The 13,723-nt window shown below is 41.9% G+C and carries 6 protein-coding genes; 5 read left to right on the top strand and 1 reads right to left on the bottom strand.

Features of this window, described 5'->3' with window-relative positions:
• The first annotated feature begins 16 nt into the window (after nt 1-16).
• The 3 genes from ABTV71_RS04675 to ABTV71_RS04665 are packed head-to-tail and all read left to right on the top strand — an operon-like array spanning nt 17 to nt 7,272.
• Nucleotides 17-2,401 (top strand): ABC transporter permease, encoded by a 2,385-nt coding sequence (locus ABTV71_RS04675; RefSeq protein WP_433902373.1) that lies wholly within the window; start codon nt 17-19, stop codon nt 2,399-2,401.
• A gap of 31 nt (nt 2,402-2,432) precedes the next feature.
• Nucleotides 2,433-4,838, top strand: coding sequence for an ABC transporter permease (locus ABTV71_RS04670; protein WP_433902372.1), 2,406 nt, complete (start codon nt 2,433-2,435; stop codon nt 4,836-4,838).
• Between the two features lie 49 nt (nt 4,839-4,887).
• On the top strand, nt 4,888-7,272 hold the full coding sequence (locus ABTV71_RS04665) for an ABC transporter permease (RefSeq protein ID WP_433902371.1): 2,385 nt from the start codon (nt 4,888-4,890) through the stop codon (nt 7,270-7,272).
• Nucleotides 7,273-7,307: 35 nt separating this feature from the next.
• Here the strand turns inward: ABTV71_RS04665 and ABTV71_RS04660 are convergent, their stop codons facing one another.
• A complete protein-coding gene (locus tag ABTV71_RS04660) occupies nt 7,308-7,925 on the bottom strand; it encodes a fibronectin type III domain-containing protein (protein WP_121126279.1) in 618 nt (205 codons plus the stop codon).
• Between the two features lie 930 nt (nt 7,926-8,855).
• Here ABTV71_RS04660 and ABTV71_RS04655 point away from each other — a divergent pair.
• Together ABTV71_RS04655 and ABTV71_RS04650 are read left to right on the top strand one after the other, a co-directional pair.
• Entirely contained in the window at nt 8,856-11,261 is a 2,406-nt protein-coding gene (locus ABTV71_RS04655; RefSeq protein ID WP_183078798.1) for an ABC transporter permease, read from the top strand.
• A 27-nt stretch (nt 11,262-11,288) separates the two neighbouring features.
• A complete protein-coding gene (locus ABTV71_RS04650; RefSeq protein WP_433902370.1) occupies nt 11,289-13,685 on the top strand; it encodes an ABC transporter permease in 2,397 nt (798 codons plus the stop codon).
• Nucleotides 13,686-13,723: the final 38 nt, after the last annotated feature.

The raw sequence follows: 13,723 nt of genomic DNA, 5'->3' as shown, positions 1-13,723 counted from the left end.
ACCCAATACTAAAAAGATGATCAAAAACTATATCAAAACCGCATGGCGAAACCTTTGGAAAAGCAAAGGATACTCTTTTATCAATATCCTAGGGCTGACCTTGGGGATGGGAGTCTCTTTGATAATCGCCCTCTGGATCAATTCAGAAATAAGATTTGACCGTTTCTACACCAAAGCGGACCGCCTATATCAAGTATATACAAGAGACGTATTTGATGGTAAGCAGCATACTTGGGGAGGTACCCCGCATGTACTCGGTCCTATCTTACAACAGGAACATCCTGAAATCGAACACGTGGTGCGTACCTGGAATATTAACCACCTTATCCACCACGATGCTGAACCGGGCCTCGGCTCCTCTGGGATAGCGGTAGATGCAGCTTTTTTAAAACTCTTCGATTTCAAAATCCTAACAGGAAATTCCTCCACCCCATTATCCCGTCCCGACGCATTGGTGCTAACTGCTTCTACTGCTAAAAAATTATTTGGCACACTAGATGTCATTGGACGCCGGGTTGAGATGGACACCACCGTTTCCCTGACTGTCGAAGCGGTTATCGAAGATATTCCTTCTAATTCCAAATTCTATGGAAATGACTTTATCTGTTCTGTGGATTACTTGGACAAAACAGGCAAGACTTTTACGGATTCATGGACAGCCTATAATCATGAGACTTATGTGCTTCTAAAAGAAGAGGCACTATTGACCTCTGTCAATAAGAACATTGAAAATCTGGTTGCTAAGCATACCAACAAAACTACAAAAGCAACGATCTATCTCTATCCCGCCAGCCGTTGGCATCTCTACAACAAATCGGTCAATGGACAGATGGTTGCAGGCAATATTACCACGCTACAGCTATTTGGACTGATTGGCATACTCATTCTCCTGATAGCCTGTATAAACTTTATCAACCTTAGTACCGCAGGAGCCGAAAGGCGCGCCAAAGAAATTGGCCTACGCAAAGTAGTTGGCGCATCGAAAAAATCACTCATGCAACAATTTCTATTAGAATCCTTTATCATAACCTTTTTAGCTGGATTACTAGCGTTAGTGTTTATTCTCTTAACACTTCCATCTTTTAATAAACTCATCAACGGACATCTTGCAATTACAGATTACCCAATATTCTTTTATTGCCTATTTCTTGCCACTATTTTTTTCTGCTCTCTCTGCGCAGGATTATATCCAGCTTTTGTGCTATCGGCTTTTAATCCGGTAAAAACGTTAAAAGGGAATATTATAAAGACCAAGTCAGGTCTCCAGCCCAGAAAAATACTTGTCACTCTACAGTTTACCATATCAATAGGTCTTGGTATATGCACTTTTATCATCGGTCAGCAGATCCGCTTTGGAGAGCATCGAGAAAGTGGATATGATCGTAACAACCTAGTATACGTACCTCTAGAGGGAAATTTAAATAAAAATTACGAAGCGTTCAGGAATGAATTGTTCCAACAAAATATTATCACAAGCATGACTAAATCCTGGGGGCGAATAAGTCGTTCGGGAAGTAATAGCTGGGGATACTCCTGGCCCAATGACCGACCAGAAGACTATGATATCGTGTTTAACAATATGGCGACAGATGTTCATTTCACGAAGACAATGGGGGTCAAATTGATTCAGGGACGAGATATTGACATTTACACCTATCCCTCTGATTCCAGTGCGCTGCTACTTAATCAAGCTGCTGTTACCAAAATGAGATTATCCACGCCCCTTGGTACTCAAATTACGGCTGCCAAGGGTACTGAGTACCAGCGTACCTATCACGTAGTAGGCGTTATTGAGGATTTTGTTTGGCAATCACCTTATCAAGATATCGAACCAATGATGATCCAGGGCCCTATCGTTCCCGCAAATTATCTCCATATACGACTAAATACAGCTAAAAGCTTATTGGAAAGTATAGAGATGATTCAATCGCTACTTAAAAAATATAATCCAGATTACACGATAGACATTCACTTTATTGATGAAGAGTATGCCTTAAAATTTGCCGGTCAAAAACGTACGATGAAGCTGACAGGTTTATTTTCGGGGCTGGCGATCCTCATCGCATGTCTAGGTTTACTGGGACTGATCTCCTTCGCAACGATACAAAAACAAAAAGAAATCGGCATCCGAAAGGTCCTTGGTGCATCTGTATTCGGAATTATTAAGCTATTGTCCCGCGATTTCATTAAACTCATCTGTATTGCTTTGCTCATAGCCTCACCTACTGCTTGGTGGATTATGAATCAATGGCTAGCCGATTATGTGTACCGTATCGATATACAATGGTGGATATTTGCATTAGCAGGCTGTTTAGCGACACTGATTGCTTTGTTTACGGTCAGTACATTGGCTATTAAAGCAGCAATAGCTAACCCTGTCGATAGTTTACGGGATGAATAGTAGAAATATGAACAGCGAATACAATCCCATTATGATAAAGAATAATCTAAAAATAGCGTGGCGGAATCTAAGAAGAAATTCTTCCACCTCGATCATTAATATCACTGGGTTAGCCTTGGGTATTGCGATCTGCTTGCTGATAAGCCTATATGTGGCTGATGAGTTCAGTTTTGACCGGTTCAATACAAATGCGGATCGAATTGTACGTGTGGTCTTTCGCGGTACGGTAAAAGGGGGAACGATGAATGAGGCGCATGTTATGCCCCCTGTGGCAGCCACAATGAAAGCTGAATTAGCCGAAGTACAGGAAATAGCACGTTTGAGACAAGGTGGAGCCCCCTTATTTACGGTTGGTGATAAGGTTTTTCGTGATGAACAGATGGCCTATGTGGATGCCTCCTTCTTTAAGATTTTCACCTTGCCTCTTATCAAAGGTGATGCGAATACTGCCGTGAAGATGCCCTATACGGCGGTAATATCTGAATCCATGGCACGCAAATATTTTGGAACAACAGACGTCGTAGGTCGGGATCTCGCCATAAAAGGTGACCAAAATATGCTAAAAATTACCGGAGTAATGAAGGATATCCCTAAAAACTCGCACTTCCATTTTGATATCTTCACCTCAATGGCGGCACTGGAAGACTCCCGTTCAAATTCCTGGATGACATCCGAGTACTATACCTACGCACTCCTCAAGGAAAATACCGCCTTAGAGAATCTAGAAAAAAACTTAACGACCTTATTTGACAAACATGTTGGGGCTCAGTTTATGGCCGGATTCGGGATGAGTTATGAGGATTACAAAAAATCAGGCAATACAATAGGTCTCTATTTACAGCCCCTGACCGATATCCATCTGCATTCCAATTTTGGCTACGACCTCAGTCCATCCGGTGATATCCGATATATTTATATTTTTAGTGCTATAGCGTTGTTTATGCTATTGATCGCTACGATCAATTTTATGAATTTGTCTACAGCCAGCGGTTTCCGGAGAAGTCGGGAAGTCGGTGTACGTAAAGTACTCGGTGCTGACAAGCAAAGCCTGATCCGTCAGTTCCTATCTGAAGGCATTTTGCTGACCTATTTGGCCTTGTTTCTGGCAGTCGGAATTGTTTTATTGGCTCTTCCTCTATTTAATCAATTATCGGGTAAATCCATTGCAATCCATCAGCTCGATTTTGCCAAAATCATTCCCCTCCTGCTCGCATTCGGCTTATTGGTAGGTCTATTTTCGAGTACTTATTCTGCATTATATCTAGCTGCATTCAACCCTTTGGTTGTATTAAAAGGACGTTTGTTGCGGTCTACAAAACGGTTCAACCTCCGGAGCAGCCTTGTCGTCTTTCAGTTTATTATTTCCGTAGGCCTCATTTTCTGTACCGTAGTTGTCATCCGGCAGCTCGATTATATGCGGAACATCAAATTAGGTTATGAAAAAGAGAATGTCATTGTGATCCAGAGTTGGCCCTTGGGCGAAAACGAAAAAACTTACGTCAAGCTATTATCCGAAGACAGCCGTATCAAGCATATCTCCCGTTCATCTTACCTACCCGCTGGAGAAACCAACAACAATAACTTCTTTGTCTATCCGGACGGAAATACAGAAAAATGGGTCAAAACACTGCGTTATGATGTAGACGAGGAATATATTGCTGCAATGGGTATGCAGCTTCATGAGGGACGAAATTTTTCGAAAGCTTTTGGTAACGATACCTTATCCATTATCGTGAATGAAACCGCAGCAAAAGATCTGGGCTGGAAGGGAAAAAGCCTTGGCCGTACATTGACCAATAAGGATAATAAAACCTATCGTGTCGTGGGTGTTGTCAAAGATTTCCATTTTAAATCGTTACACGAACCCATTTCACCCTTGGTCATGGTATTGGGCGATCAGGCTGGGAGTCTGATTGTCAAAACAGAGACAAAAGATACCGAAGCGCTGATTCAAAAATTGAAAGCGGAATACGACGCCTTCCCTTCCGATATTCCATTCAACTATTCTTTCCTCGATGAGCGCTATGCCCAAACCTATCAGGCCGAAGTCAAAACAGGAAAATTGTTGAGCATATTCGCCGGACTGACGATTTTTGTCGCTTGTCTGGGTTTATTTGGATTAGCTATTTTTACAGCAAACCAGCGTCGGAAAGAAATCGGTATCCGTAAAGTCATCGGCGCTTCTGTTCCAGGTATTACAAAGATGCTTTCGGTGGAATTTATCAAACTTGTCCTGATCGCCATCGTGATTTCTTCACCGATAGCCTGGTGGGCAATGTACAAATGGCTGGAAAATTTTGCTTACCGCATTGAAATACAATGGTGGATGTTTGCCCTTGCAGGGCTACTTGCTGTACTGATCGCACTGTTGACAGTCAGTTCGCAAGCCATCAAGGCAGCTGTAGCAAATCCAGTTGACAGCCTGCGGGAGGAATAACCGCCAAAACGACAAAAAAATGATATTGTAAACGCAACACAATAAAATTATGATTAAAACATATTTCAGATCAGCGCTACGGCAACTATTGAAACATAGCTATTATACCTTTTTAACGATTGCTGGTTTAGGGCTGGCAATTGCATGTAGCTTATTTATCTATAGTTATAACAGCTTCCAATATAGTTTTGATCAGTTTCATACCGATAAAGATCGCACCTTTCTGGTCGTACAGGATCTCAAACTAGAGCAGGTAGAGCATAGCAAAGGTGGATCCTATGCCATGTACAACGCTATTTCACGTGAAATTCCACAAGTGGAGCGAACAGCATTGTATATGGACAATAAAGATCTGACGCTGCGGATAGGGGACCAATTGTATAAAACAGAAGGTAAAGCAGCATTTGTTTCATCAGAATATTTCAACACCTTAAATTTCCCCTGGCTGGAGGGATCCCCAAAAGATCTGGACCAGCCTAACACCGTCGCGTTGACCAAAACAATTGCCAAAACTTATTTTAATAACGATACCCCCTTAGGCAAAACGATCTTGGTCGACAGCAAATTCCCCGTAAAAGTCGTGGGTATCATCGATGACAGCAACAAAAATTCAGACTTCCGTTCAGAAATCTATTTTTCACAAAGTTCTGTCACCACCTTATGGCAGATCCCTCGGGATGATGGCTTCTTTAACAATTGGGGCTACTCCAACTCTAGTAATAATATTCTTGTCACCTTAAAAAACGCCGCCGATAAAAGTACCGTCGAGCAGGCCATTCGTACGCTTGTTGCCAAGTATTGGCATAAAGATGTACTACAGACATTCAATTATAAACTCCTGCCATTGACAAGTTACCATTTTGACACCGATTACGGCAAGGGAACACAACGTACACTGCTGAATATTCTGGTCGCAATTGCCATAGGAGTCAGTATCATGGCTTTGGTCAATTACAGTAACATCACCTTTGCCAGACAAATGAACCGCAGTGTAGAAATGGGCGTGAGAAAGGTATTGGGCAGTTCCAAAAAACAGCTGTATATTCAGTTTCTGATCGAAACCCTGATCCTGACCGCTGCTGCTGTTATCTTTGCCTTAGTTTTATTGCTGATCTTTTCAAATTGGGCAAATCAGGCTCTTTTTCCGAATGAACCTATACAGATTATCCATCCCCTGTCATTTATAGGGATCATTGGTATTATATGGATTTTAACCAGTCTATTAACTTCCATCTATCCGCTGATTTTCGTCAACCGGATGAACATCCAGCAGGCACTGAAAAAGCTGACCATAGGCCCCTGGAGTTTTAGCCGCAAAACGCTTATTGTGTTTCAGAATGTGATCGCCATGACGCTGCTGATTGCCACTTTCGTTATTGTCTTACAGGTAAATCACCTCAAAAATACAGATATTGGATTCAGCAGGGAACAGGTTATCCTGCTTCCGTTCACAAAAAAAATGATCCAATCAAAAGCAAAAATCGCTCATTTCATCAGCAATAGAACCGATATTCAATCGTATACTTTTAGCGATAATCCCCCTTCATCTGAAAAGGTCTGGGGTGGAACCATCCAGTTCGACAACAGAACGGAATGGGAGAAATGGCCTGCCCGATATGCTATCGGGGATTCTGCCTATATCAGCACATTTAACATCAAATTATTGGCGGGAAGAAATTTCAACGATAATCCGCAGAAGCCAGAATTTCTGATCAATAAGAATATGGCTACCGCATTGGGCTTTAAGGATCCCAATGCTATTATCGGCAAGTCTTTAAACGCGGGTGGACTGAATGAAGAACAAGCGGGAACAATAGTAGGTGTTGTTGCGGACTTTAGCACTAATTCACTGAACGAACCCATCTCCCCTACAGTAATTGGCTATAACGAAACACGGTTAAAAAATGTAGCGATTAAACTAAAAGGTACCGATCATCAGCTGCTCGTGAAAGATCTGGAACAACAATGGAAAAACTGGTATCCCGATGAAGTGTTCCAATACAGATTCTATGACCAGCAGATTGCACAACTCTACAAGAAAGAAGCATTACTGGAAAAACTGATCTGGATCGCCGCTATCGTAGCGATAAGCATCAGTATGCTCGGTTTTCTGGGATTGCTCTCCATCAGCATCCTGAAACGAACAAAAGAAATCGGAATCCGGAAAGTGTTAGGTTCTTCGGTAACAGGTATTATTGTATTGTTGTCACAAGATTTCTTCAAATGGATCACCATCGCCTTTGTAGTTGCGACACCGCTGGCTTATTATCTTATGAACCGTTGGCTGGACAATTTCCCATTTCGGATCAGTATGGGCTGGTGGATCTTTGTATTGGCTTTTTGCGTTGGGCTTATTTTAACGATTGCCGTGGTATCCCTACAATCTATAAAAGCAGCTACAGCCGATCCTGTTGCTAGTTTAAGGGACGAATAGGAAAGGAAGCTGTCCCATATTCGAATAAATCCTGACTAAAGTACATAACTGCTGATGATATCACTATAATTTGGAGTCGGGTCTATTCCGATATAGGAGACCCTAAACTCATATTCCCGAAAGGACTCCAACCCATCGATAATACAGCTGCTTTTCGAACAGAGCTGCGTGTTCCAGTCTACATTGTGACCTTTGATACGGAACTGATACTGATACATGCGTGCTCCCCGCCATCGTTGTGTTTTTAGCTTCACGCGCCCACTGCCCACCTCCTCGGGACGAGCAATTAGTTGCCCCGCTTTGGGAACCACTCCACCATAGGAAGTCTTGGGTTTTCTGACAGCATAACCTGCAGCTAAAATAATCGTCGGATCAGTATTGGCGATCGTATCTACATATTTAGCCAGTTCTTTCAGTACGTACACCAGTTCAGCTCTTTTTTGATTACGGATCAGTATAGCACGTGTGTCCCGATAATAGGCTTCCGTTGCGGCATTCCGGAAAGCAAGGAGCGCTTCCTCCAAAATTGGCAATGCGGGTACAGGGGCCGCAAACAGTTCGGTTTCAGCAGCCATTTTACTCAACACCTGTTCCGCGACCTGCATTAACTCTACATCTTTATATCCTCTTTCATTAAGTGTAACTTGACTCATCTTTTTAAGAATTAAAGGGTTCAATAAAATTGTTTACATAAGCAAAGATACAGATAGGAGTCTCGGAGATAGGGGGTAAAATTGTCCCAAAATGCAGGAAGTCCAAAAAAGATTTTGGGACAATTTTACCCCTATTTTTGTTGATTTCAAACAAGATTTTGTATCAAATATTGCATTATATACCAATAACCATCCTTTTTCCGAAACGGAGCGATCCGGTATCATCCACATTAAGATTATTTGAAAAATCAAAAAACCAATTATATTTTGAAAAATACAGATGGAAAAGTTCGCAGTCTTAATCTGAAAAAACAGAAAACAATTGAGCTATCGGAGATCCCTCTTTAGGAATTCAATTTTACAGCTGAGCTAAAGCCGAATAATATAAACATAGTACTTATCATTCATTAAACATTTGCTGAATTCATCTAGGGAAGGTATAAAACCAATATGATGTCGACGCTTCCAAATTAAACATGACACAAATCAAATTGAAAAAATTGAACATCTCATTTAATGACTCCTTCTATTAACGAGAAACTCCCATTCTCAAGTAAAAAACAGGATATAGTTATTTAGTACAAAACGATTCTCCTCTTGAAAACCGAAATATATAATCTATAAAAGGGAACTGTTCATTGGATGCAGCCAATTGCTGCTATATTTTTACAATATTCCATTTAATTTTCCTACTTACCTGTCTGGTTATTTGCTATTCGTTCGAGGAATCGATCAGATCAAGGTGTTCACGGATGCACATCGACTGTCCGAAATCGGACAGTTCACGCAACGGAAACCACCTTAAAAAACTAACAGTCAAATAAATATACACTTGGCTAAGGATTTGTATTATCGTACACAAATTAGCAAAAGCCAAAGCCTGCAGACAGTTTGTTTGCGGTGATGGAAATAAACCTTATACGAGTGACAATGACTTTTACAAATTTCAAAATTGCCTGGCGGAATATCCGAAAGAAAAAAATTCAAAACCTGATCAACCTAATCGGATTAACTCTTGGCATTACTTTTTTACTGCTGGTCGGAGCCTATATCTGGGATGTTCATCAGGTAAACAGCAAGATCAAAAATATAGATCAGCAATTTTTATTGCAGAGCAAATATAAGAAGGAAGGATTTGGGATCAATTTGACTACGATCGGAGCGCTGCCCAAAGCCCTATATGAAGAATATCCAAATTTGGTAGCCGATTATTACCGTATCGATGGATTAACTGGTATTGTAGCCAATGGTGCTACGATCCATGAAGAAGGAATGGCACTCGGAGATCCTAGCCTTTTGACCATGTTTGGATTTGAAATTCTAGCAGGTAATCCGAATACCGCACTGAATAATCCCTTTTCTGTCGTGATCACTGACCGGGCCGCCTTAAAATATTTTGGAAATACACATGTTCTGGGAAAAACCTTGCAGATTAAAAATTTCAGAGGCGAAAAACATGATTTTGAAATTACTGCGGTTATAAAAAGCAGCGTACAAAATGCAGTCATGGATCTAACAAAGGATATGCATTCGGATATTTTCTTGCCCATTGCCAACGAACAATACTTCGGCAGATCCGTGGACAACTGGAATAATCCTTACATTGCAGGTTATCTCGAACTGAAAGCCGGAGTGACGACGCAACAACTGGATGCAGCGATCCAGACCCTGGTGCATAAAAACACTGATCAGGAATTCGCCAGCCAATACAGCCCGGACCTAAAACCATTGAAAAGCTATTACCTAGATGATAATCAGGGCGCTGTCCGCAAGATGATTCAAACGCTAATCTGGATAGCCATTTTTATCCTGGTCATGGCCATCATCAACTTTATCAATTTTAGTATTGCACAGCATATTACACGACTGAAGGAAATCGGTGTGCGCAAGATTATGGGTTCTTCCAGACTACAATTGGTAAGGCAATTGATGACAGAATATATCCTTATCGTAGCAATTGCGGCTTTGATCAGTTTGCCCATCTATTGCATCATACGCCCGCTGTTCGCACATGTACTGATGCGCGAACTGCCGTCACTGATCAATTTACCGACATACTTTTTTTGTTCATTGGGTCTGTTAACCATCGTGGTCGGTATCCTGGTGGGACTATATCCGGCAATTAAACTGTCCAATATCAAGATACTCCCCTCGGTCAAAAATCAGTTCTCCGCCTTGGGTGACAAGCAATTGATTCGAAAAGTGCTACTGTTCATTCAGTTTGCCGTTGCCCTACTACTCTTGGTCTGTACCCTGATTATCACCAAACAGGTCCACTTATTCATAAACAGCAACTTAGGATATAACAAAGACTATCTATTGACGGTACAGGCACCAAGGGACTGGTCCGAAAATGGCATCCGGAAGATGGAGAGCATCCGGCATGAGCTACTTCAGGAATCAGCTGTTAGGTCCGTGAGTCTTTCTTATGAAACACCTGGGCTATTAGGCTTCAATATGCAACCGGCTTTTGGCAATAACAACGACACGGACATACAGGTTCAACGGATCAACAGTGACGGCTATTTTCTGGAAACCTATGAAATCCCCTTATTGGCGGGTACCTTTTTACCTAAAAATGCGGTTATCGGTACCACTAATCGACCCGTTGTTATCAATAAAAAAGCAATGGAAGATTTTGGTTTCAGTGATGCTCAAAGTACGATCGGTCAACAGATCGCACTAAATGATCCAACAGATAAGTTGACCATTGTAGGCGTCACCGATAACTTTGTCGCAAATTCTCTTCACCGTGCATCTCCAGCCATTGTCTGGACAGATATCCATGAAAGTTTCCAATACCGATACCTAAGTATCCGTTTAAAACCGGGCCAACTGTCCAGCGCCGTGCAAGGACTGGAAAAGAAATGGAAACAATTAATGCCTGATGCGCCATTTAAATATCAATTTATGGATGACCGCATCAAAGGTTTATACGAAACGGAATTGCAACTGCACCGGGCGGCACAGATCGCGAGCGCTGTTTCACTTTTGATCGTTGTATTGGGGCTGACCGGCCTGATCTCCCTATCGATTCATCTCCGGAACAAAGAAGTTGGTATCCGTAAAGTACTGGGCGCCTCATTAGCACATTTGATGCTGTTATTTTCAAAGGAGTACTATGGCATATTTCTGTTGGCGGTTTTGGTTACCGCCCCATCAAGCTATATGCTGATGCAACACTGGTTGCAGAACTATATCATCCGGATAGAAATCAATGCATTCACCTACCTGTTACCACTTGGCATACTGCTGACCGTACTTGGCCTACTGGTGGGCTACATTGTATTTCGGGCCACCCGGTTTAATCCGGTCGAAAAATTAAGGGATGAATAATATCAGAAACCAATTCATATAAACCGTATGATAAAAAACCATCTTAAAACCGCCTGGCGAACATTGACACACAATCGGATCTATTCGCTATCAAACCTCCTTGGTTTAACCATTGCGTTGTTGGTATTTATGTTAATCAGTGCACTTGTTGTTGATGAGCTTTCCTTCGACAGACAATGGAGCAATTCCAGGGAGCTCTACCGAATGCGAATCGTACCCAAAGAAACGCAGGAAGGTTTCACAAACAATAGTTCAGGGGCTCCTGAAGGTATCTCAGCGGCTATGAAAACTAATTTCCCTGAAATACTAGGCTATACCTCGATCAACAGTAACTCGCAAAAATTAACGGTCAACAGGCTGTCAAAACAATTAGCTGAAATCAGCACACTAGAAATTGACAGCGGTTTTTTCAACCTTTTTGATACAAAAATCGTCGCAGGCAATCCGAAACAGATCATTGCCGGAGCAAAAAACATCACTTTGACAGCCTCTGCTGTACAAAAGTACTTCGGCGGAAAAGACGTACTCGGTAGTACATTCTATAATAAACCACAGGAAGGAGAACCGGAAGCCTATTTTGTCAATGCCATTATTGAGGATATGCCCCATAACTCTTCCGTTCAGGCAGAAGCCTTTGTGCTGATGTCTCAGGTGAATGAATTCAATCCAGAAAAAAGCGGTTCGCTGCAAACACAAATTCTGTTGCTGAAAAGCACAACAGATGTGAATAGCTTTTCAAACAAAGTCAACAAGTGGTACAACGCACAAAAACTGAATGACTGGGCGAAAAGTTTTAATCTTTTTATCGAGCCAATCAAGGATATACATTTACAAAGTATTACAGGATGGGAGAACCCTATGCAAGACATTTATCTGCTCGCAGGAATAGCCATCTTGATCCTTGTATTGGTCAGTATCAATTACATCAACCTAAGCTTTGCCCATGCCTTAAAACGTACACAGCAAATAGGTATCCGCAAAGTATTGGGAGCAAGCCGAAAAAACCTGATCTTACAAATGGGCATAGAGAGTACCATACTCTTTGCCGGCTCTTTTGTGATGGCATTTTTTTGTTATGTGCTTATCTGTCCTGCATTTGAGCACTATTTAGAACATCCGCTGACCATGAGCTACCAACATTCCTTATTTATGTTTGGTGGACTATTATCCATTTGGATCGTTCTTGGATGGCTTTGCAGTTTACCTACTGCTTTGTCCCTTTCGAAAACGCGGCCATCACTGGAACTTCGGAAGCAGCTTTCTATCTTCAAGCTCCCGCTAAATATGGCATTTACCAAAGTACTAGTGATTGTCCAGTTTGCCATTGCCATCGTCGTAGCGATATGTATGATGTCCATGCGGGCACAATTGCATTACCTGTACAACAAAGATCTTGGCTACGAGCCCAAAAATCTCTTGGCCATCAACTATACCTCCTGGGAGGGGAAGGATCAGGCTTTCAAACAGGAACTATTACAAAATTCTTACATCACATCGGCGAGCCTTACAAGCTGGACCCCCTTTAGCGGGAGCGCGGACTTTAAAATAGTAAACGACCCCAATGATCCGAAGAAAGAGTTTCCTATTGTATTTGTCTATGCGGATTATGATTACATCAAAACAATGGGCATAAAGCTGCTTGACGGCCGGCCTTTGAGTGCGGACTATGCGCTGGACAGACCATATACAGATTCGGTACACAATGGGCAGCCAGTATTTACAAATATGCTCATTTCCGAAGGGACCGCCCAGCGGCTACCTTTTAAACTCAATAAAAGTTTGGAACTCCTAAAAAATACACCAGTGGGTATATTTAGGGAGTTTAACGGTGCCAGTTTAAAGTTTCCGATCGGTCCTTTTGCGATTAAAGCGCAAAATGAATGGGAAGGCGGCTGTATGCTTATCCGCGTTCAAGAAGGCAAGAAAAAGGAAGCACTAGCGCTGGTAAACAATACCTGGAATAAATTTTTTCCAAACCGGACCGCGCAGATCAACTGGCAGGAAGACCAGGTACAGCATCAATATAACAAAGAGAAAAAACAGTACCAGCAATTGGCACTTTTTACGGGTTCCAGTATGCTGATTGCAATCTTAGGGATTGTAGCAATTGCCATTTATACACTAGAACGGCGGGTGAAAGAAATTGGTATCCGTAAAGTGCTTGGTGCTTCGGTAAATACGATCACCTATATGATTTCCAGATCCTTTATTAGACTTCTGCTGATCGCTATTCTAATAGCTTTCCCAATCGCATGGTGGTTTACACACAAATGGCTGGAAAACTTCTACTATCATATTGATGTTCCGATCGCGCTATTTGTTTTCACCGGAATGTTTATCGGATTGACAACTTTAGCCATTATCGCTGTCCGGATCTTCCAGACAGCCCGTATCAATCCCGCCAATAGTTTACGGGATGAATAAGAAAAAATAAGCCGTAGGTGTGCGAAATTCGAAAAGCC

The organism is Sphingobacterium puteale (assembly GCF_050986225.1).
Lineage (GTDB): Bacteria > Bacteroidota > Bacteroidia > Sphingobacteriales > Sphingobacteriaceae > Sphingobacterium > Sphingobacterium puteale.
Note: the sequence above shows the minus strand (reverse complement) of the source record. Positions and strands in the feature narration are given on the sequence as shown.

Excerpts from the sequence above, each read along its gene's own strand:
- ABTV71_RS04665 (WP_433902371.1), top strand. The coding sequence starts at position 4,888 with ATGATTAAAACATATTTCAGATCAGCGCTACGGCAACTATTGAAACAT.
- ABTV71_RS04660 (WP_121126279.1), bottom strand. The coding sequence starts at position 7,925 with ATGAGTCAAGTTACACTTAATGAAAGAGGATATAAAGATGTAGAGTTA.
- ABTV71_RS04650 (WP_433902370.1), top strand. The coding sequence starts at position 11,289 with ATGATAAAAAACCATCTTAAAACCGCCTGGCGAACATTGACACACAAT.
- ABTV71_RS04655 (WP_183078798.1), top strand. The coding sequence starts at position 8,856 with ATGACTTTTACAAATTTCAAAATTGCCTGGCGGAATATCCGAAAGAAA.
- ABTV71_RS04670 (WP_433902372.1), top strand. The coding sequence starts at position 2,433 with ATGATAAAGAATAATCTAAAAATAGCGTGGCGGAATCTAAGAAGAAAT.
- ABTV71_RS04675 (WP_433902373.1), top strand. The coding sequence starts at position 17 with ATGATCAAAAACTATATCAAAACCGCATGGCGAAACCTTTGGAAAAGC.